The sequence below is a fragment of the Sphaerisporangium siamense genome (genome assembly GCF_014205275.1).
Taxonomy (GTDB): Bacteria; Actinomycetota; Actinomycetes; order Streptosporangiales; family Streptosporangiaceae; genus Sphaerisporangium; species Sphaerisporangium siamense.
The window spans coordinates 2,047,955-2,069,065 of record NZ_JACHND010000001.1 but is presented as its reverse complement, the minus strand read 5'-3'; the positions used below and the strand labels follow the sequence as shown (position 1 = coordinate 2,069,065).

General features: G+C 66.7%; 12 protein-coding genes, 3 rRNA genes and 1 riboswitch. Of the genes, 6 read left to right on the top strand and 9 right to left on the bottom strand.

Annotation, left to right across the window (positions count from 1 at the left end):
• Positions 1-338 precede the first annotated feature (338 nt).
• The gene (locus BJ982_RS09775) at positions 339-719 is read right to left on the bottom strand and encodes a cell division protein SepF (RefSeq protein WP_184878608.1); all 381 of its coding nucleotides are present in this window, start codon (positions 717-719) and stop codon (positions 339-341) included.
• Positions 720-886: 167 nt separating this feature from the next.
• Here BJ982_RS09775 and BJ982_RS39155 point away from each other — a divergent pair, with 167 nt between their 5' ends.
• Positions 887-1,894, top strand: a complete 1,008-nt coding sequence (locus tag BJ982_RS39155; protein WP_239123556.1) for a PhzF family protein — start codon at positions 887-889, stop codon at positions 1,892-1,894.
• A gap of 620 nt (positions 1,895-2,514) precedes the next feature.
• Here the strand turns inward: BJ982_RS39155 and BJ982_RS09765 are convergent.
• The gene (locus tag BJ982_RS09765) at positions 2,515-3,765 is read right to left on the bottom strand and encodes an FAD-dependent monooxygenase (RefSeq protein WP_184878606.1); all 1,251 of its coding nucleotides are present in this window, start codon (positions 3,763-3,765) and stop codon (positions 2,515-2,517) included.
• A gap of 72 nt (positions 3,766-3,837) precedes the next feature.
• Between BJ982_RS09765 and BJ982_RS09760 the strand changes: the two genes are divergently transcribed.
• On the top strand, positions 3,838-4,407 hold the full coding sequence (locus BJ982_RS09760) for a TetR/AcrR family transcriptional regulator C-terminal domain-containing protein (protein ID WP_184878604.1): 570 nt from the start codon (positions 3,838-3,840) through the stop codon (positions 4,405-4,407).
• Between the two features lie 812 nt (positions 4,408-5,219).
• On the opposite strand, the gene rrf is transcribed toward BJ982_RS09760, so the two are convergent.
• From rrf to BJ982_RS09745, 3 genes are all read right to left on the bottom strand, one after another.
• Positions 5,220-5,336, bottom strand: a 5S ribosomal RNA gene (rrf, locus tag BJ982_RS09755).
• 145 nt (positions 5,337-5,481) lie between these two features.
• Positions 5,482-8,620: ribosomal RNA gene (locus BJ982_RS09750) — 23S ribosomal RNA — on the bottom strand.
• A 497-nt stretch (positions 8,621-9,117) separates the two neighbouring features.
• A 16S ribosomal RNA gene (locus BJ982_RS09745) occupies positions 9,118-10,639 on the bottom strand.
• The 16S, 23S and 5S rRNA genes sit together here, the layout of an rRNA operon.
• A gap of 642 nt (positions 10,640-11,281) precedes the next feature.
• Here BJ982_RS09745 and BJ982_RS09740 point away from each other — a divergent pair.
• Both BJ982_RS09740 and mgrA read left to right on the top strand, forming a co-directional pair.
• Entirely contained in the window at positions 11,282-13,369 is a 2,088-nt protein-coding gene (locus BJ982_RS09740; RefSeq protein WP_184878602.1) for a S9 family peptidase, read from the top strand.
• Positions 13,366-14,373, top strand: a complete 1,008-nt coding sequence (mgrA, locus tag BJ982_RS09735) for an L-glyceraldehyde 3-phosphate reductase (RefSeq protein ID WP_184878600.1) — start codon at positions 13,366-13,368, stop codon at positions 14,371-14,373. Before BJ982_RS09740 ends, mgrA begins: the two co-directional genes overlap by 4 nt.
• 3 nt (positions 14,374-14,376) lie before the next feature.
• Here mgrA and BJ982_RS09730 read toward each other — a convergent pair whose 3' ends face one another.
• Positions 14,377-16,914 (bottom strand): lysylphosphatidylglycerol synthase transmembrane domain-containing protein, encoded by a 2,538-nt coding sequence (locus BJ982_RS09730; RefSeq protein ID WP_239123435.1) that lies wholly within the window; start codon positions 16,912-16,914, stop codon positions 14,377-14,379.
• A gap of 288 nt (positions 16,915-17,202) precedes the next feature.
• On the opposite strand from BJ982_RS09730, the gene BJ982_RS09725 reads away from it, so the two are divergent.
• Complete coding sequence (locus tag BJ982_RS09725; protein ID WP_184878595.1) at positions 17,203-19,218, top strand: molybdopterin-containing oxidoreductase family protein; 2,016 nt, start codon at positions 17,203-17,205, stop codon at positions 19,216-19,218.
• Positions 19,219-19,223: 5 nt separating this feature from the next.
• Here BJ982_RS09725 and BJ982_RS09720 read toward each other — a convergent pair whose 3' ends face one another.
• Positions 19,224-19,673 (bottom strand): GNAT family N-acetyltransferase, encoded by a 450-nt coding sequence (locus BJ982_RS09720; protein ID WP_184878592.1) that lies wholly within the window; start codon positions 19,671-19,673, stop codon positions 19,224-19,226.
• Between the two features lie 148 nt (positions 19,674-19,821).
• On the opposite strand from BJ982_RS09720, the gene BJ982_RS09715 reads away from it, so the two are divergent.
• A complete protein-coding gene (locus tag BJ982_RS09715; RefSeq protein WP_184878590.1) occupies positions 19,822-20,274 on the top strand; it encodes a hypothetical protein in 453 nt (150 codons plus the stop codon).
• Positions 20,275-20,329: 55 nt separating this feature from the next.
• On the opposite strand, the gene BJ982_RS09710 is transcribed toward BJ982_RS09715, so the two are convergent.
• The gene (locus BJ982_RS09710; protein ID WP_184878588.1) at positions 20,330-20,716 is read right to left on the bottom strand and encodes a VOC family protein; all 387 of its coding nucleotides are present in this window, start codon (positions 20,714-20,716) and stop codon (positions 20,330-20,332) included.
• Between the two features lie 33 nt (positions 20,717-20,749).
• Positions 20,750-21,016, bottom strand: coding sequence for a CBU_0592 family membrane protein (locus BJ982_RS09705; RefSeq protein ID WP_184878586.1), 267 nt, complete (start codon positions 21,014-21,016; stop codon positions 20,750-20,752).
• A 7-nt stretch (positions 21,017-21,023) separates the two neighbouring features.
• Positions 21,024-21,094: riboswitch (guanidine-III (ykkC-III) riboswitch) on the bottom strand.
• Between the last annotated feature and the right edge of the window lie 17 nt (positions 21,095-21,111).

Sequence of the window (21,111 nt, the reverse complement as noted above, 5' to 3'; positions counted from 1 at the left end):
ACACGCGCCGACCACCCCGTTGGCGGCATGCGCCCGACTTCGCATGCCACCGCACGGCATCAGAAACGTGAGCCTGGACAGCCCGACGAGCGTGCCGCAGGCAGGCGGCGGCACGGGGATGGACGCGAATCTGAGTGAGAGAACACCTGGAGTAGGCCAGAGAGGAAGCACTGGAGGAGGCCGCGCCCCACATCGCGTATCGCCTCTCCCGTCGACACGGTGCTCCAGGCTGGGTCGACACAACGCTCCCAGCGCAGGGCCGGGCCGGCCGGACATGGCACGGCGACCTCGGCGCCGTTCTACGTCGGCCAACCCGGCCGACGCACGTACACGTCGCGCTAGGTTGTCGTGATCTCGACATCGGCCGGAGCCAACAGGAAGACCTTGTCGGCGATCCGCTCGATACGTCCGTCGCAGCCGTACGTCAGACCGGCCGCGAAGTCGACCATGCGCGTGGCCTCGGCCAGGGGCATACCGGCCACGTCCATGATGACCGCCTGGCCGTCCCGGAAATGCTGTCCCACGAGGAGCGCGTCGGAGTACTTCCGCGGGCGGATCATAATGATCCGTGCGGGATCCCCACCCGACCCCCAGCGCCTGGCGGCCCGTTCCGACGCGGGCATCCGCTCATCCTCGTACTCGTCATAGTCGTAGGGCTCGTCGTACTGATCCCCATCGCCCATGCCAAGGTAACTCACCACCCTGCGCACTGCCCCCATCGGCTCTGTCCTTTCCGCGAGAACCGGCCGTATTCGCCGTGCCCCGACACAAATGACCGTAACGGACACGTCGCCGGGGAGGGTGCGACACGCCCATGTACTTTTGATTTTGCACGGGTTTCACTGCCGTTTCGACCGGTTATCTGGGGGCGGATAGGATCGACGGCATGCGTATCTTCACCGTGGATTCGTTCACCGATCGGCCCTTCAAGGGTAACCCGGCGGCAGTCTGCCTGCTGGAGAGTCCGCGATCCGACGAGTGGATGCAGGCCCTGGCCAGCGAGATGCGCCACTCCGAGACGGCCTTCCTGCTGAGTCAGGGCGAGGGCCGTCCGTGGTCCCTGCGGTGGTTCACTCCCACGGTAGAGGTCGCATTGTGCGGGCACGCCACGCTCGCGTCCGCGCATGTGCTGTATTCGACCGGCGCGGCCTCCGGTTCGATCGAATTTTCTACGAAGAGTGGAATCCTGACCACCCGGCAGCTCGATCACGGGCGTATTTCGATGGATTTTCCCGCTTCTCCGCCCGCCGAGATATCGGCCCCCGAGGTCCTCGTCAAGGCTCTGCGAGCGTCCCCGGCGTGGGTCGGCATGGGCCGCTTCGACCTGCTGGCGGTGCTCGACTCCGAAGAAGCCGTCCGCACACTGGACCCCGACCTCGACGCGCTGGCCACCCTCCCGGCCCGCGCCGTCTGCGTAACCGCCCGCGCCGCCACTCACCCGAACACCACTCTTCTCCCTAGCGACGCCACCCCTGAACCGGCCAGCGCCACCCCGAACCTCTCGCCGTCCCTTGGGCCGGACTACCGACCTTCCAACGGCCCGGACCTGTCACCGTCCCTTGGGCCGGACTACCGACCTTCCAACGGTCCGAACCTCTCGCCATCCCTCGGATCGAGCTTCTCGCCTTCCCATGGCCCGGATGACACCTCCTCCCACGGCGCGGACTACGTCTCCCGCTTCTTCGCTCCCGCCGCGGGCATCCCCGAAGACCCGGTAACCGGCTCGGCCCACTGCATGCTCGCTCCCTACTGGACCGAGAAACTGGGCTCGGCCTCACTCACCGGTGTCCAGCTCTCTGCCCGAGGCGGCACGGTCCACACCACGGTCGACGGCGACCGCGTCCACCTCGCCGGCCAGGCCCTGACCATCTGGTCCGGTCACCTCCACATCTGACCCATCGTCCCCAGCAAGACCACTCTCCCCCACAACAGCTGTACTCCGCTTGCAACCGAATTGCACCCCATCCAGCGGTGGAAAGTAAGCCCAGAACTCCCCCGAAAACCCCCCACACCTCCGTCACAACCCGCCACCCCAAGCCACGCCCCCTCCACCCCAGCCCCCTTCCGCAGTAACCACAGGACACAACTACCAGTCACCACCGACAACACAGCCCGCCCCAGAAGCGAGCACCCTTCCCCGGCGAGCCACAGCGCTCTCGTTGTCGTGGCAGATGGCCCGGAACATCGGCTCGAAGACGGTGAGAGGTCGGTGGCCGGTACCGGCAGAGGTGAGTGAGCCGCCGTAATGGACGCTGCCTTCACGGCTCTCCGCTCCCGAAGGTGGTCCCAGCCCCAAAGTAGCGATGAGCTAGATCACGGTTGCGGTTCGCGGTCGTCACGAATTGTGCGCGCCGGGGTATAGGGGGTGTTTCCCCGTTTGATCATGTTGCTCCGTCATCCAGGGCATCCACCGCGACCACGCCGCCGTCCTGGCCGGATCCACCCTGTCTCACAGCAGCGCCACAGGCCAAGCCTTGGTCACGACGGTCATCAGCCCCTGATGTCCGGCCGCTTTCAGACGCCGCTGATCGGAGCCGGGTTCTCGGAAAGCCGCCAGCTGCCGCCGCGGTCCTCCTTCGAAAAGCGCGCGGCGAGATCGGGGACGTGCAGGAAGCAGGCCAGCGCGGTGGCGGCTTGGAAGACGTCGATCGCACGCTGGGTCATCGGCATGCCCAGGCGCAGGAGGCGCGGATTCACCTCGCCCTGGATCTCGTCGACGAAGGGCCGCAGCACGCTGGCGTAGTTCGCCAGTGCGGTCGGCAGATCGTCCGGGTGCCGGTTGATCTCGCTGGCTAGGACGTAGGCGCCGACCAGGCCGCCGGAGGTTCCCATGCCGCTGTAAGGGGAGGCACAGTGGGCGGCGTCGCCGACCAGGACCACGCGGCCCTTGGACCAGGTGTCGGTGCGAACCTGGACGATCTCCTGGGAGTAGAAGAAGGGGCTCGTCTGCATGCCGTCGATGAAGCGCTCGGTCTGCCAGCCAGCGTCGCGGAACCTGCTCGCCCAGAACTTCCGCTGACGCTCGACGGATTCCCGGTGGATCGCCGAGGCCTCCGCGGACTCCTCCCGCATCACGAAGTACACCTGCGTCTCGGTCGGGTTGTGGCTGCGGCGCATGACCTGACGGCCACCCGGGACCATGTAGGTGTCCCGGATGTTGCTGTCGGACGCGATGCGCGGGATGAACCAGTAGGCCATGTGGATGCCGAGCCGCCAGTACGGGTCGCAGCCCGCAGGGAGGATCGCCTGCCGGATGCGCGATCCCTGCCCGTCCGCGCCGACCAGGAGGTCGAACTCGCCGGAGGAGCCGTCGGAGAAGCGCGCGATGACCTTCTGTTCGTCCTGCTCGAAGCCGTCCACGCTCACGCCGAAGACGTACTCGGTGTCGTCCTTCGACGCGTCGTGCAGGATGCGTATCAGGTCACCGCGCATGATCTCGTACTCGGAGGTGAGGGTCTGCCGGCCACGGCCGGAGGTGTTGGCCATGATCGTCGCCTTGACCCTGCCGCGCGCGTCGACGAAGGCGACACCCGCCTCGTCCACCAGCTTGCCGCGGACGGCGTCAAGAAGCCCCATCCGCTCGACGGCCTCGATGCCCTGTCCCCGGAGATCGACCTGCGCCCCGGTGGCCCGCAGCGCCGGAAAGCGTTCGACGACGGTCACCCTGTGGCCGCCCCGCGTGAGCCAGAAAGCCAGCGCCTGGCCCGCTATCCCGCCGCCGGCGACAAGGACCCGCAGGGGGCGTGCCCCCGATCCGTTGGCCATGCCCATCACCCCAAAAATCTATCAGTGAATGATTCCTCTCCAGGATCATTTATCAGTGATAAATTTGTCAACGTGACCAAGGTGAACCGTGAGATCGTCGTCTCCGAAGCGCTCGGCCTACTCGACGAGGTCGGGCTGGACACGGTCAGTACGCGGCGGCTGGCGAAGCGGCTGGGCGTCGAACAGCCCGCCCTCTACTGGTACTTCCGCACCAAGAAGGACCTCCTCGCCGCCATGGCGGAGGCGGCGATGGCACCGCATGCGGCCACCCCGCTGCCGACGCCCGACGACGACTGGCGCGACTGGTTCCTGGACAACACGCGAAGCTTCCGGCGCACCCTGCTGATGCGCCGGGACGGCGCACGCCTCCACGCAGGCAGCACCCCTGCCAACGACCTCGACCGGATCCGCCGCAAGATGGACTTCCTGATCACCTCCGGAGTGCCTGAGCGGGACGCCCAGATGGCGATGCTGGCCGCCAGCCGTTTCACGGTCGGCAGTGTCCTGGAGGAACAGGCGGACGCCGGCTCCGGCGACGGCTCAGATCAACCAGCGGACATGCCCGTGATCGACTACGAGTCAGCGTTCGAGGCCGGCCTGACCCTCATCTTGGACGGCTTGGTGCACCGCACCGGGATGTGAGCCGCATCCCTGTCGGCAAACGGTCTTTTCCGACACCCCACACAGCTCAGCTTTCGATCGCCCGAAAAACCGGACATTGAGGGATGGAGTACCGTGCCGGGCGGGTGATTCCGGGCCGGAATTGACGACAGGATTTCCCGACAGGCAGAAGAAGCTCAGTCCTTCCTTGAGGAGTCTTCGGTGCGGATCGTCTACGCGCGAGTGTCCACCGCGACCCAGTCACTGCTGCGGCAGCGGCACATCCTCTGCCATCCCCTGGCACATGCCCCCGAACGTCTCCGTGCTCTTCCCCCGGATACGAGCTTCTCTTCAGCGCCGCCTCGGCGGGGTGCAGGTCGGCGGAGCCCGGCGCCTGCAACGGCGCCCAGCCGGTCCTCCCGCAGTACGCGGCGCGAGAGGAAGCGCGTGTCAGCGCCCGAGGGAAGCACTGTCCGAGCCGGAGGTGAGGTCCATTCTGCGGCGTGCCTCGGCGTTCTCGCTTTCGTGACAGGTCGGCGGTCGTCGCGGGCACGGGTTGGCAGGCCGCCGTAGTAGGCGCCGGGATTGACCGGCCTGCGTCCCGCCGGCGTGGCGCCTTCAACGAAGTCCCGCGTGGCGCAGGAGAGGTCCCGGACGCGGCGAAGGGGAGAGGTTCCGGAGTTCGTGACAGGGACCGACGCCCGAATGGAAAAGTCCTGGAGCACACGAAAGCCCTGGAGACACCCCCGGGCACGCGGGTATACGGGCGAAAAAGTCCCGGAAATGCAGGAAGGGCCACCCCGTGGAGCATGAAGCTCCTGGATGGCCCTACCCTGCATTCACTACAAAAGATTGTCCGGCGGTGTCCTACTCTCCCACACCGTCCCCGGTGCAGTACCATCGGCGCTGGAAAGCTTAACTTCCGGGTTCGGAATGTAACCGGGTGTTTCCCTTCCGCTAAAACCGCCGTAACCCCGTGAAACAACCAACCGAGCACACCACCCACCAACACACCTGTACGATGCCTGTTGGTTGGTGTGGGTCTCAGGTTTGATGTCTCTGAGATCACACAGTGGACGCGAGCACCACCCGCACAGCAGCGGGTGTTGTTGCTTTGTGGTCAAGTCCTCGGCCTATTAGTACCGGTCAGCTCCACACCTTACGATGCTTCCACACCCGGCCTATCAACCCAGTCGTCACCTGGGAGCCTTACCCCCCTCACAGGGGTGGGAGACCTCATCTCAAGGCAGGCTTCCCGCTTAGATGCCTTCAGCGGTTATCCCTCCCGAACGTAGCCAACCAGCCATGCCCTTGGCAGAACAACTGGCACACCAGAGGTTCGTCCGTCCCGGTCCTCTCGTACTAGGGACAGCCCCCTTCAAGTCTCCTGCGCGCGCAGCGGATAGGGACCGAACTGTCTCGCGACGTTCTAAACCCAGCTCGCGTACCGCTTTAATGGGCGAACAGCCCAACCCTTGGGACCTACTCCAGCCCCAGGATGCGACGAGCCGACATCGAGGTGCCAAACCATCCCGTCGATATGGACTCTTGGGGAAGATCAGCCTGTTATCCCCGGGGTACCTTTTAGCCGTTGAGCGACGGCGCTTCCACAAGCCACCGCCGGATCACTAGTCCCAGCTTTCGCTCCTGCTCGACCCGTCGGTCTCACAGTCAAGCTCCCTTGTGCACTTACACTCGCCACCTGATTGCCAACCAGGCTGAGGGAACCTTTGGGCGCCTCCGTTACCCTTTAGGAGGCAACCGCCCCAGTTAAACTACCCACCAGACACTGTCCCCCACCCGGATCCACGGGCGCGGGTTAGACATCCAAAACGACCAGAGTGGTATTTCACCAATGACTCCACCACCACTAGCGTGACAGCTTCACCGTCTCCCACCTATCCTACACAAGCCGTCCCAAACACCAATGTCAAGCTGTAGTGAAGGTCCCGGGGTCTTTCCGTCCTGCTGCGCGTAACGAGCATCTTTACTCGTAGTGCAATTTCGCCGGGTCTGCGGTTGAGACAGCGGGGAAGTCGTTACGCCATTCGTGCAGGTCGGAACTTACCCGACAAGGAATTTCGCTACCTTAGGATGGTTATAGTTACCACCGCCGTTTACCGGCGCTTAAGTTCTCACCTTCGCCTGCGTTACCACAAGCTAAGCGGTCCCCTTAACGTTCCGGCACCGGGCAGGCGTCAGTCCGTATACATCGTCTTACGACTTCGCACGGACCTGTGTTTTTAGTAAACAGTCGCTTCCCCCTGGCCACTGCGACCCCCACCAGCTCCGGACGCACGGTCCATCACCAGCGAAGGCCCCCCTTCTCCCGAAGTTACGGGGGCAATTTGCCGAGTTCCTTAACCACAGTTCACCCGATCGCCTCGGTATTCTCTACCTGACCACCTGAGTCGGTTTAGGGTACGGGCCGCCGGCACACTCACTAGAGGCTTTTCTCGGCAGCATGGGATCACCCACTTCACCACAATCGGCTCGGCATCACATCTCAGGATAATAGAGCGCGGATTTGCCTACGCTCCTCCCTACATGCTTACCCCAGGAACAACCATCGCCTGGGATGGGCTACCCTCCTGCGTCACCCCATCGCTTACCTACTACCAGATCAGGCCAGGCGTTCACCCTCACCCACACCCCGAAGGGCGTGAGGGGTTAAGGACCCTTAGTATCACTGGATTCGATATGGGCGCGTGCCCGCGGGTACGGGAATATCAACCCGTTGTCCATCGACTACGCCTGTCGGCCTCGCCTTAGGTCCCGACTTACCCTGGGCGGATTAACCTAGCCCAGGAACCCTTGGTCATCCGGCGCAGAAGTTTCTCACTTCTGATTCGCTACTCATGCCTGCATTCTCACTCGCACAGCCTCCACGATTGGGTCACCCCACCGCTTCACCGGCTGCACGACGCTCCCCTACCCACCCACACACCTGGATGCGACAAAGCCGCACCGGGCTACACGTGTGAGTGCCACGACTTCGGCGGCGTACTTGAGCCCCGCTACATTGTCGGCGCGGAATCACTTGACCAGTGAGCTATTACGCACTCTTTCAAGGGTGGCTGCTTCTAAGCCAACCTCCTGGTTGTCACTGCGACTCCACATCCTTTCCCACTTAGCACACCCTTAGGGGCCTTAGTCGGTGGTCTGGGCTGTTTCCCTCTCGACCACGGAGCTTATCCCCCGCAGTCTCACTGCCACGCTCTCACTTACCGGCATTCGGAGTTTGGCTGACGTCAGTAACCCGGTAAGGCCCATCAGCCATCCAGTGCTCTACCTCCGGCAAGAAACACGCAACGCTGCACCTAAATGCATTTCGGGGAGAACCAGCTATCACGGAGTTTGATTGGCCTTTCACCCCTACACACAGATCATCCCCCAGGTTTTCAACCCTGGTGGGTTCGGTCCTCCACACGGTCTTACCCGCGCTTCAACCTGCCCATGCGTAGATCACTCCGCTTCGGGTCCACAGCATGCGACTACAAACGCCCTATTCAGACTCGCTTTCGCTACGGCTCCCCCACACGGGTTAACCTCGCCACACACCATGACTCGCAGGCTCATTCTTCAAAAGGCACGCAGTCACATCACAACCATCCCGAAGGACGGTTACGCTCCTACGGCTTGTAGGCACACGGTTTCAGGTACTATTTCACGACCCCTCACCGGGGTGCTTTTCACCTTTCCCTCACGGTACTCGTGCACTATCGGTCATCAGGGAGTATTCAGGCTTACCAGGTGGTCCTGGCAGATTCACACAGGATTTCTCGGGCCCCGTGCTACTTGGGATCCCCTCAAGAAGCCGACACGATTTCACCTACCCGGCTCTCACGGTCTACGGCGCCCCTTCCCAGAGGCTTCGGCTATCGCAACGGTTTATCACTCCTCGGGAGAACGGCAGCCCTCCCACGAAGGTCCCACAACCCCACACACGCAACACCTGCCGGCTATCACACGCGCATGGTTTAGCCTCATCCGCTTTCGCTCACCACTACTCACGGAATCACATTTTGTTTTCTCTTCCTACGGGTACTGAGATGTTTCACTTCCCCGCGTTACCACCAACCGCCCTATACATTCAGACGGCGGCGACACCACATGACTGGTGCCAGGTTTCCCCATTCGGACATCCCCGGATCAACGTCTGGTTGGCGACTCCCCGAGGCTTAACGCAGCCTCCCACGTCCTTCATCGGCTCCTGATGCCAAGGCATCCACCGTGTGCCCTAAAAAACTTGGCCACAAAGATGCTCGCGTCCACTATGCAATTCACAAACAACAAACGAGACCACCAGCCCAACCCGCCACCAAACACCCACCACACCCAGCAGCCCAACCCCCCACAACAGAAGGAGCAGAGCTCAACACCGGAAGCGTGAGCCGGTATGACAGAAGACCGGTCCCGACAACGAGGAACAACCAGCTCTCGCATGCGGCGAGACCGCTACCGCGACCCCAAGGGCCGCCACAGCGGCCTCAGCCACCCGCAAGCAGGTCCGTTTCCTCAGGACCCAACAGTGTGCCCGGCCCGGCCCACCCGCCAGGCCCGCGTTCCTGAACCAGCTCCCCTCGCCAGGCGAGAGGGTGGCAGTACTAGCAGACCCAGACCAGCTGGACCCGACCGAATAGCCAGTGCTCCACTAATGAGCCGGCCACGCACAGGACGTTCGCCTGTGACCGCAGCCATGGACCCGGTGGTGATGCGCTGGGCGCATCGAGCCGGGCCGGTGCTCCTTAGAAAGGAGGTGATCCAGCCGCACCTTCCGGTACGGCTACCTTGTTACGACTTCGTCCCAATCGCCAGCCCCACCTTCGACCGCTCCCCCCCTTGCGGGTTGGGCCACGGGCTTCGGGTGTTGCCGACTTTCGTGACGTGACGGGCGGTGTGTACAAGGCCCGGGAACGTATTCACCGCAGCATTGCTGATCTGCGATTACTAGCGACTCCGACTTCATGGGGTCGAGTTGCAGACCCCAATCCGAACTGAGATCGGCTTTTAGGGATTCGCTCCGCCTCACGGCCTCGCAACCCTCTGTACCGACCATTGTAGCATGTTTGCAGCCCAAGACATAAGGGGCATGATGACTTGACGTCATCCCCACCTTCCTCCGAGTTGACCCCGGCAGTCTCCCATGAGTCCCCGCCACCCCGAAGGGCGCGCTGGCAACATGGAACAAGGGTTGCGCTCGTTGCGGGACTTAACCCAACATCTCACGACACGAGCTGACGACAGCCATGCACCACCTGTCACCCAGTCCAAAGGAGGGCCCTGTCTCCAGAGCTTTCCAGGCGATGTCAAGCCTTGGTAAGGTTCTTCGCGTTGCGTCGAATTAAGCAACATGCTCCGCCGCTTGTGCGGGCCCCCGTCAATTCCTTTGAGTTTTAGCCTTGCGGCCGTACTCCCCAGGCGGGGCGCTTAATGCGTTAGCTACGGCACGGGACCCGTGGAAGGACCCCACACCTAGCGCCCAACGTTTACAGCGTGGACTACCAGGGTATCTAATCCTGTTCGCTCCCCACGCTTTCGCTCCTCAGCGTCAGGTAAGGCCCAGCAAGCCGCCTTCGCCACCGGTGTTCCTCCTGATATCTGCGCATTTCACCGCTACACCAGGAATTCCGCTTGCCCCTACCTACCTCTAGCCAGCCCGTATCCACCGCAGACCCACAGTTAAGCCATGGGCTTTCACGGCAGACGCGACAAGCCACCTACGAGCTCTTTACGCCCAATAATTCCGGACAACGCTCGCGCCCTACGTATTACCGCGGCTGCTGGCACGTAGTTAGCCGGCGCTTCTTGTGCAGGTACACGTCAACTTCGTCCCTGCTGAAAGAGGTTTACAACCCGAAGGCCGTCATCCCCCACGCGGCGTCGCTGCGTCAGGCTTCCGCCCATTGCGCAATATTCCCCACTGCTGCCTCCCGTAGGAGTCTGGGCCGTGTCTCAGTCCCAGTGTGGCCGGTCGCCCTCTCAGGCCGGCTACCCGTCGTCGCCTTGGTAGGCCACTACCCCACCAACAAGCTGATAGGCCGCGAGCCCATCCCCAACCGAAAAAACTTTCCACCTGAAGTCCGATGCCAGACCAGGTCCTATCCGGTATTAGACCCGGTTTCCCAGGCTTATCCCGAAGTTGAGGGCAGGTTACTCACGTGTTACTCACCCGTTCGCCGCTCGAGTACCCCGAAGGGCCTTTCCGCTCGACTTGCATGTGTTAAGCACGCCGCCAGCGTTCGTCCTGAGCCAGGATCAAACTCTCCAAACAATGTCTGGAAAAAATCCCGGCAGACACCCACCACACAAGGCAGGCGTCAACCAAAGGAACCATCCACCACCACACCCAACCGGGCATGGCAGACGGAGGATCATGCATGATTCATGCACTGGCTTTTAACACACTGTTGAGTTCTCAAGAAACGGACGCGTACACCATCACCCGAACCCTGCGACCAGGACCCGAACTCCGGGGCTTCCATCTCGTTTTGCGGTGATCCCGACGCTATCAACCAACCTGACCACCGGCAAACCGGGCCGTTACCGGCACCCGCACCAGCAGCCAAGCGCTTGACCAGCGCCAAGACCCACACCCCGTCTCCAGGGCAACCCCTCTAACTTACCCAACCTCACCGCACTAGGCAAACGAGACCAGGTAGATCTTTTAACGAGGAGTACCGGCACCACACCTGACCCCAACCCGCGCAACACTCCACCAGGAGCGGTGAGCGGGGTTTGTGTCCGGGCGATGCCGACAACAAAAGATTAGCAGTCGCTGAGAGCGCCGACGCACACTCGGCAACACCCGCCCCACGAATGCTTTTCCGTCGCCGGGGGCACCTTCGGAGGCCCGGCGGCACCGCGATCCACGTCAGGCCAGTTGGGAACGGGGGCGCGGCCTAGACTCGGCCACGTGAGCAGCGACACGCCTCCCGTGGCGAAGAAGGTTCCGGCCGAGCGGACCCATCACGGCGACACCGTGATCGACGACTACGCATGGCTGGCGGACAAGGAAGATCCCGACACGGTCGCCTACCTGGAGGCCGAGAACGCCTTCACCCAGGACCAGACCGGGCATCTCAAGGACCTGCAGGAAGCCGTCTTCCAGGAGATCAAGAGCCGCACCCTGGAGACCGACCTCTCCGTCCCGACCCGCAAGGGCGGCTGGTGGTACTACTCGCGGACCGAGGAGGGCAAGCAGTACGGCATTCAGTGCCGTGTGCGGGCCACCGGGGACACCCCGCCGGAGCTCAAGGCCGGCGAGCCGCTCGCCGGCGAGGAGGTCCTGCTGGACGGCAACGAGCTGGCCGGCGACAGCCCGTTCTTCGCGATGGGCACCTCGGCGGTCAGCCCGGACGGCGCCGTGCTGGCCTACTCGACGGACTTCAACGGCAACGAGCGCTTCACGCTGCGGTTCAAGCGGCTGGACACCGGGGAGGCGCTCCTCGACGAGATCCCGAACATCTTCTACGGCGGCTCCTGGTCCGCCGACGGCTCGGCGTTCTTCTACACGATCGTGGACGACGCCTGGCGTCCGTACCGCCTGTTCCGCCACATCATCGGGACGGCGGCCGAGGAGGACGTGCTGGTCTACGAGGAGCCGGACGAGCGGTTCTGGATCGGCGTCGGCCTCACGCGCAGCGAGCGCTACATCGTGCTGAGCGCGGGCAGCAAGATCACCAGTGAGGTGCGGGTCCTCGACGCCGACTACCCCACCGGCGAGTTCGCGGTGGTGCGCCCGCGCGAGACCGGTGTGGAGTACTCGATCGACCACGCGGGCGACCGTTTCCTGATCCTGCACAACCGGCATGCCCGCAACTTCGAGATCGCGTCCGCGCCCATCGACGATCCGGGCACGTGGACGCCGCTGGTCGAGCACCGGGAGGACACCCGGTTGCTGGACGTGGACGCGTTCTCCGACCACGTGGTGGTGCACTTCCGCAAGGACGGCCTCACGGGCATCCGGGTGCTGCCCGAGGACGGCGAGCCGTACGAGATCCCCTTCCCCGAGCCGATCCACACCGCCGAGCCCGCGGGGAACCCCGAGTTCCACAGCCGCAGGCTGCGGCTGGCGTACACCTCGATGGTGACGCCGCCGTCGGTGTACGACTACGACCTCGCCTCGCGTGAGCTGATCCTGCTGAAGCGGCGCCCGGTGCTCGGCGGGTACGACCCGGAGGACTACGAGCAGTTCCGCGAGTGGGCGGTGGCGGACGACGGCACGCGGGTGCCGGTGTCGATCGTGTCGAGGAAGGGGACGTCCCGTCCGGCGCCGACGGTGCTGTACGGCTACGGCAGCTACGAGACCTCGATCGACCCGTCGTTCTCGGTGGCGCGGCTGAGCCTGCTGGACCGCGGCCTGGTGTTCGCGGTCGCCCACGTCAGGGGCGGGGGCGAGATGGGGCGCCGGTGGTACGAGGAGGGCCGGCTCACCAACAAGAGGAACTCGTTCGGCGACTTCGTCGCGGTGGCGCGGCATCTGAAGAGTTCCGGCTGGTCGAGCGAGATCGTCGCGCGCGGCGGCTCGGCCGGGGGGCTGCTGATGGGGGCGGCGGTGAACCTGGCGCCCGAGGAGTTCTCCGGTGTGGTGGCCGAGGTGCCGTTCGTGGACGCGCTGAACACGATCCTCGATCCGTCGCTGCCGCTCACGGTCATCGAGTGGGACGAGTGGGGCGATCCGCTGCACAATCCGAACGTCTACGCGTACATGAAGTCGTACACGCCGTATGAGAACATCGTCGACCGGACATACCCTCCCATTCTCGCCATCACCAGCCTCAACGACACCCGCGTCCTCTACCACGAGCCCGCCAAGTGGGTGGCCCGGCTCCGGGCCACCGCCGCCGGCGGGCCGTTCCTGCTGAAGACGGAGATGGGCGCGGGCCACGGGGGCAGGAGCGGACGCTACGACGCCTGGCGCGAGGAGGCGTTCACCTTGTCGTGGATCCTCGACCGGGTGAACGCCGCGGAGGCGAAAGTGGACACTGAGGAGAAGCGGTGACGTACACGGCATCGGACGATCGCTACGGCCGGCAGCCGTACAACCGGTCCGGCAGGAGCGGCTTGAAGCTGCCCGCGGTTTCGCTCGGGCTGTGGCACAACTTCGGGGACGACAGACCGGTCGGCACGCAGCGGGAGATCCTGCGCAGGGCCTTCGACCTCGGCGTGACGCACTTCGACCTGGCCAACAACTACGGCCCGCCGCCCGGGTCGGCGGAGCGCAACTTCGGCCGGATCTTCGCCGAGGACTTCCGGCCGTACCGCGACGAGCTGATCATCTCGACCAAGGCCGGGTACGACATGTGGCCCGGCCCCTACGGCGAGTGGGGTTCGCGCAAGTACGTGCTGGCGAGCCTGGACCAGTCGCTCGCGCGCATGGGCCTGGACTACGTCGACATCTTCTACAGCCACCGCCCCGACCCCGAGACTCCTCTGGAGGAGACCATGGGGGCGCTGGACACGGCGGTCCGCTCGGGCCGCGCGCTGTACGCGGGGATCTCCAACTACACGCCCGAGCAGACGGCCGAGGCGGCGCGGATACTCAGGCGGATGGGCACGCCGCTGCTGATCCATCAGCCGAACTACTCGATGTTCGACCGCCACGTCGAGAACGGCCTGCTGGACACGCTGGAGGCCGAAGGAGTGGGCTGCATCCCGTACTCGCCGCTCCAGCAGGGCATGCTCACCGACAGGTACCTCCACGGCATCCCCGAGGGGTCGCGGGCCTCGCAGGAGCGGTTCCTGCGGCCGAGCCACCTCACCGACGACGTGCTGCGCCGCGTCCGCGCGCTGAACGAGATCGCCGCCGGGCGGGGGCAGTCGCTCGCCCAGATGGCGCTCGCGTGGGTGCTGCGCGACGCGCGCGTCACCTCGGTGCTGATCGGCGCGAGCGGCGTCGCGCAGCTTGAGGACAACATCGGGGCGGTGGACGACCTGGAGTTCTCGGCCGACGAGCTGGCCGCCATCGAGAAGCAGATCGCCGAGCCGGGCGACAGGATCGTCTAGACGCTAGAGGGCGTTGTGCCGCTGCAGCCAGGCGAACGACGCCCACCCGGGCAGGACCGGCAGCCAGAAGGTCAGCAGCCGGAACAGCAGGACGGCCGAGGTGGCGACCGGCCCGGGCAGGCCGGACAGCGTCAGGCCGAGCGACAGGGCCCCTTCGACCGCGCCCAGCCCTCCGGGGGTGGGCGCGGCGGAGCCGATGGCGTTGCCGGCGAGGAACACCACGGCCACGGACGTGAAGCTGAGCGACCCGCCGAACGCCCGCACGCAGGCGTCCAGGCAGACGATGAACGCCAGGGTGAGCACCAGCGTGCCACTGACGCCTTCGAGGATCTTGCGGGGCGACTGCAGGACGTCCAGCAGCCTCGGGATGACGCCGGAGAACAGCGGCCGCACGCGGCTGACGACCAGGCGGCGCAACTGCGGGACGGCCAGGACGAGCAGCACCAGCACCCCGGCGGAGAGCAGGCCGATGACGATGCCCCGCGACGGGCTGACCGAGGGGGCGGCCTTGGTGCCGGTGACGTACCCGAACAGCAGGAGCAGCACGATGTGGAAGGCCAGGCCGACGAGCTGGGACGCGCCCACGCTGGCGACGGCGAGGCCCGGCGCGATGCCGCGCTTCTGCAGGAAGCGGGTGTTGATGGCCACGCCGCTGACGGCCGCGGGCGCGACGAGCTTGACGAACGAGCCCGCGAACTGCGCCAGGACCGTCCGTCCCAGCGGCAGGGTCTCGGGGACGAAGCCGCGCAGCATGAGCGCGGCGGCGACGTAGCTGAGCCCGGCGGCGGCCAGGGCGACGCCGCCCCAGCTCCACTTGGCCGAGGTGACGACCTCGACGAGGTTGACCCGGCTGAGCTGGGAGAGCAGGAAGTACGCGGCCAGGGCGCTGGCGATGATCGTCACGACGGTGCGGGGGCGGAAGCGCTCCAGCCGCACCTCCTCGACCTCGACCTGCGGGGTCAGGGCGACGATGTGCTCGCGCAGGCCGGGCAGCACTTCCTTCTGCTTGCTGACCTCGCTGCGGGTGCTGCGCACGAGCGCGATGCGCTGCAGGAGCGGCAGCGCGCCCGCCAGGGCCTGCTTGGGCATGACCTCGGACGCGGCCAGGACCGACCGTTCGGCGCCGACCCGCAGTGCGAGGTAGGTGAGTAACTGGGCGACGTCCAGGCGCAGCAGCAGGTCGCCGGCGGCGATCTCGCCGCTGCGGGCGTCCATGAGCACCACGTCGTCGCCGTGGAGGTGGATGCTGTCGCCGGTGAGACGGCGGTGGGCGAGCCGCTGCGCCTGGAGCAGCTCGACCTGCTTCCAGATCTTGAGCAGGACCTCGTCGGTGAGCTCCTCGTCGGCGACGTCCTCCAGCGCGCGGGTCTCCAGGTGCTCGTAGGCGAGCAGGGCGGCGTCGGTGCCGATCTCGCTGGTGCCGAGCAGGCGCGGGGTGTTGACCCCGGCGGCCTGGGCGGCGTAGGCCATGAGGGCCTCGCGCTCCAGCTCGGCGCGCAGGGAGCGGATGGCGCGGCGGCGGGTCTCGGAGTTGAGCCGGAAGCGCCGCCACATGCGGTAGATGACGCCGGAGACCTGCCGGTCGCGGTCGAGGACGGTGACGTCGATCAGGCGGTCGTCGGCCAGGGTGACGGCGTAGCGGCGGCTTCCCTGGGCGTCGTCCTGGACGCGGCGGGCCCTGGCGGGGACGAAGCCGAGCTTGCGCAGCGAGCCGGCGACCGTGCTGCCGGGCGGGCGGGTGTTCGGGCTGCCGATGACGTACAGCGTGGCGTACCCGACGGCCAGGCCCAGCAGGTAGGTGACGAAGACGCCGAGCGCGGTGGCCTCGGCGCCGGTGAACAGGGCGAAGACGTCCAGGGCTATGGCCATCCACATCACCGCGCGCCAGGTGGGGCGGCGGGATATGCGCACGGCGGTGACGTAGGCGACGACGGAGGTGAGCAGGGTGTTGATCGGCTCGACCTGGCGGCCGCCGGTGAGGAGCTGACGCAGGTCGCCGGGCCCGGCGACGGCCAGCCACTCGCCGAGCACGAAGGAGGCGAGCATGCCGATGATGGCGGCGATCAGGCCCTCGGCGACGCGCAGGCCGTCACGGTGGAAGACCCGCTCGACGGCGTACGCGGCGGGGACGGCGAGCACCGCGGTGCCGGCGATGAAGGCGGCCACGCCGATCAGCAGGTCCGGGGCCCGGTTGGTGCCGTCGGAGACGTCTCTTTCGAGCCCGTTGAGCGTCTGCTTGGCGACGAGCGCGAGCAGGATCACCGCGGCCAGGGCGGCCAGCGTGGCGATGAAGCGCAGGGCGTCCGACGGGCGGCGGATGCGCTGCGGCAGCAGGGGCTCGACGACGAGCACGAGCCCGTCGCGTCCGCCGTCGCCGGTCTGCGAGGACGGCCGGGTTCCGGCCGCCGGCGAGTCCCCGGCGGGGGCGGGGGTGCTTTCCCCGTCGTTCTCCCTGTCGTGCGAGCTCACGGGAACCTCGGCCACGGGGATCTCCTCCTCCGCGGCCTCTTCCGCCTCGTCACGCTGCCTGATCTCGGTCACCGCCGACGTCTGCGCTCGTCTCGTGTCATATGATCTTCTTAGCCCCTGTTCGCGTTGATCGCGCATGCCCGGTGAAAATCAGGCGGCCTTTGTTATCCGGCGTTTCGCGGAGGTTCCGGCGTACGTCGGGGCAGGCCGCCGGAGATCGCTCGCCCCCGGCCATCCGGTGACACTCTACGGCCCACCCGCCGGTGGGGGCTCAGCCGGACGAGAGGTGATCGACGGTGACGGCGCGGACACCGTCCGGGTGCCATGGTCCGGCGATGACCTGCCCGATAGCGTTCTTTCATGGCACATGAGCTGAATGTTCTGGGGGCGTGTCCGCTGGACTGTCCGGACACCTGCTCGTGGGTGGTGACCGTCAGGGACGGGGAGGCCGTCGGCCTGCGGGGCAACAAGGACCAGCCGTACACGCGCGGCGCGCTGTGCGTGAAGGTGAATCGTTATGTCGAGCACACCAAGGCGGCGGACCGCATCCTGTACCCCATGCGGCGGACCGGGCCGAAGGGGTCGGGGCGTTTCACGCGGATCGGCTGGGACGAGGCGCTGGACGAGATCGCGCGGCGGCTGACCGCGATCGTCGAGGAGTTCGGCGGCGAGGCGATCTGGCCGTACCAGGGGACGGGGACGCTCGGCTACATCCAGGGCGAGTCGGGCCTGGCGGGGTGGCGGCTGTGGAACGCGCTGGGGGCGTCGCGCCACGATCTGAACATCTGCTCGCGGGCCGGGAATCTCGGGCTGTCACGGACGAACGGGACGCCGGGCGGGATGGACCCGGAGATGTTCGCGCGCTCGAAGCTGATCCTTCTGTGGGGCACCAACACGCTCACCAGTGGTCACCATCTGTGGAAGTTCATCCAGGACGCGCGCGCGGACGGCGCCCACGTGGTGGCGATCGACCCGATCAGGACGCGTACGGCCGACCAGGCCGACGAGCACCTGGCGATCCGGCCGGGCACGGACGCGGTGCTGGCGCTGGCGTTGATCCACGTCGTGCTGGACGAGGGCGCGGAGGACCGGGACTTCATCGAGCAGCACACCGAGGGCTGGGAGGGCTTCGAGCGCGAAGTCCGGAAATATCCGCCCAAGGTGGCCGCGGAGATCACCGGGATCCCCGAGAAGGCCATCCGCGCGCTCGGCGTCCGCCTCGCCCACACCCGGCCCACCGGGATCCGGGCCACGATGGGCGTCCAGCGCCACCAGGGCGGCGGCACCGCCATGCGCACGATCGCCTGCATCCCCGGCGTCACCGGCGACTGGAGGCACCCCGGCGGCGGCGTGGCCTACTCCACCAGCGCCCACGTCCCGCTGCGCGTGGACCAGCGGCTCCACCTGCGGCCGAAGCCCGCGCGCACGCTGACGATGACGCGCCTCGCCGAGGGCCTCGCCGACACGCGCAGGCCGGTCAAGTGCCTGTGGGTCTACGCCGCCAACCCCATGGGCAGCACCTCAGACCAGAACCGCGTCCGCGCGGGCCTGCTCAGGGAGGACCTGTTCACGGTCGTGATGGAGCAGTTCCCCACCGACACCGTGGACTACGCCGACATCGTGCTGCCCGCCACGATGCAGTTCGAGCACGCCGACCTGCACGCCGGGTACGGCCACATGTACCTGATGTGGAACGAGCCCGCGGTGCCGCCCGCCGGGGAGTGCGCGTCCACCACCGAGACGTTCCGGCGGGTCGCCCGCGCCATGGGCCTGACCGAGCCCTCGCTGCACGCCTCGGACCTGGAGATCGCCGAGGAGCTGCTGTCTGCCGACCACCCCGCGCTGGCCGGCGTCACGCTGGAGCGGCTGCGCGCCGAGGGCTGGGCGCGCCTGAACTACCCCGACCCGTTCGTCCCCTTCGCCGGAGGCTTCCCCACCCCCTCGCGCCGGCTCCGGTTCGTCCCCGAGGGCAAGGGGTACGTCCCGCCGGCCACGGCCCGTGCGGACGGCCCGTACAAGCTGGCCCTGATCACCCCGGCGCCCCATGTGTTCCTCAACACGGTGTTCGGCAACAACCCCGAGCTGGCCCGCCGCGCCGGCGCGCCGAAGGTGCTGGTGAACGCCAAGGACGCGGCCGACCGCGGCCTGAGCGACGGGCAGCCCGTGCGGGTGTTCAACGGCAACGGCGAGATGACGGCCGAGCTCCAGGTCAGCGACCGGGTGGCGCCGGGCGTCGTCGCGGCGCCGAAGGGGAGCTGGCCGAAGCTGAGCCCGGGCGGCGTGAACGTCAACGTGCTCGTGGACGAACGGGACGCCGACATGGGCAGGGGCGCCGTCTACCACGACAACCTGGTCGAGATCGGGCCCGTCCCCTAGGGGCGTCAGAGGGCGAGCTTGAAGCCCACGTGCGAGTCGACGAAGCCGAGCGAGCCGTAGAAGCGGTGGGCCTCGGCGCGGTCCTTGTCGCTGGTGAGCTGCACCATGCGGCAGCCGCGCTCCCGTGCCCTGTCGATGGCCCACCGCATCATCGCGCGGCCGAGGCCGCGGCCCCGCTCGGGCGCGGCGACCCGCACCGCCTCGACCAGCGCGCGCTCGCCGCCCCTGCGGGACAGTCCGGGGATGTAGGTGATCTGCATCGTGCCGACCACCTCGCCGTTCCGCTCGGCGACGATCAGCTCCTGGCGGGGGTCGGCGTCGACGGCCGCGAACGCGGTCAGGTAGACCTCGTCCGACGGGTCGCCTTCGCGCGCCGCCGCGATGGGGTCGTCGGCGAGCATCGCGACGATCAGGGGGACGTCCGCCGGGCGCGCCTGACGAAAGGTTACGGACATGCTCGGAAGCGTACCGACACGGCATCCTCCGCCACGGACCGGCGTATCGGGGCCGTACGCGACGTCGGCGGGCAGGACCGGGCGCTAGGGGTAAATCAGGGTTGTACCCCGATGTGCTCGCGGGGCCACGGAGGGCAGTCTTGGTGTCATGAACGAACTGACTCGGCGCGACGAGATGTCGCTCGCCGGCGCGGCCCTGCGCGGCGCGCCTTGGAAGGCCGCCGCGATCACCGGTGTGGCGAGCGCGGCGATCAGCTTCACGATGGGCGTCATCCTGCCGGGGGACGCCGACCTCACCTGGGCCCTGTGCCTGGGCATCAGCCTGTTCGCGCTGGTGGCGTCCATCGGCGCCGTCGGCAAGCCCAACGTCGGCGACCGGGTGACCCGCCAGGCCCGGGTCTGGTCGCTGCGGCACCCGTGGAGGTTCTCGCTGTACCCGGGCGTCGGCGCGGCCGTCCTGATGTACCCGATCCAGCTCATCTTCGACCAGGAGGGCGTCTTCGGCGCCGCCTTGGGCGCGCTGTGGGGCGGCGCCCTGGTCTACCTGATCTCGGGCATCGTCACGATGTCGATGAAGGGGAGGGCGAACTCGGCCCGCTGACCCGGCCGGCGGGGGCTCCGGCCCCCGCGCCGCGCCCCTCGGGCACCAGGGGCCGTCAGTCTCCCATCGCCGCGCGCTCGGCCTCACCCCGGCACACGCAGAACTCGTTGCCCTCCGGGTCGAGCATGGTGACCCAGCCGGTGCCGTCGGAGTACCGGTGGTCCTCGTGCACGGTGGCGCCGAGGGCGAGCAGCCGTTCGACCTCCTCGTCCCGTGTGCCGTCCCCTTCGGGCCGCACGTCGATGTGCAGGCGGTTCTTGACGGCCTTGTCCTCGGGGACGCGGATGAACAGCAGGTACGGCTCGTGCGGCCCTTCGAGCATGACCTCGTCGTCGTCCTTGCCGACGCCGTCCTCGACGGACCACCCGAGGGCCTGCTGCCACCATTCGGCGAGCTGGTACGGCTCGGCGCAGTCGAACGTCACGGTGTGTATGCCAATCATGCGGGTCAGCTAAGCGGAACACCGGTGAAAGCGTCAAACCGGTTTCCCCGCATCCCTCCCGTCCTTGTTCGCGCCGGTCAGGACGCGGATGAGCCCGGCGCCCGACACCAGGGCCCACACCCCTTCGAGCAGGACGAAGCCCCAGTCGCGGCCCGCCAGGGCGATGACGGCGAGCACGGCGGAGCCGGCGAGGTTCAGCGCGAGATAGGTGACGGAGCGGGGCCGTAGCACCTGGAACTGCGCGAGGACGAAGGCGGCCAGGACGGCGACGGCCCCGGCGATCTGAATGATCTGATCCATGATGTGTCGCGCGTCGTCTTCGCTGGGCCGGGTACGGCGCGCTCCTCGTCCGGGAGGCCCGGGGTCCGGAGCCTCACTCGGAGAAGCTAGCAAAC

Coding starts and splice junctions, on each gene's coding strand:
- BJ982_RS09710 (WP_184878588.1), bottom strand. CDS start 20,716: ATGATTGGCATACACACCGTGACGTTCGACTGCGCCGAGCCGTACCAG.
- BJ982_RS39155 (WP_239123556.1), top strand. CDS start 887: ATGCGTATCTTCACCGTGGATTCGTTCACCGATCGGCCCTTCAAGGGT.
- BJ982_RS09775 (WP_184878608.1), bottom strand. CDS start 719: ATGGGGGCAGTGCGCAGGGTGGTGAGTTACCTTGGCATGGGCGATGGG.
- BJ982_RS09720 (WP_184878592.1), bottom strand. CDS start 19,673: ATGTCCGTAACCTTTCGTCAGGCGCGCCCGGCGGACGTCCCCCTGATC.
- BJ982_RS09725 (WP_184878595.1), top strand. CDS start 17,203: ATGGCACATGAGCTGAATGTTCTGGGGGCGTGTCCGCTGGACTGTCCG.
- BJ982_RS09705 (WP_184878586.1), bottom strand. CDS start 21,016: ATGGATCAGATCATTCAGATCGCCGGGGCCGTCGCCGTCCTGGCCGCC.
- BJ982_RS09765 (WP_184878606.1), bottom strand. CDS start 3,765: ATGGCCAACGGATCGGGGGCACGCCCCCTGCGGGTCCTTGTCGCCGGC.
- BJ982_RS09715 (WP_184878590.1), top strand. CDS start 19,822: ATGAACGAACTGACTCGGCGCGACGAGATGTCGCTCGCCGGCGCGGCC.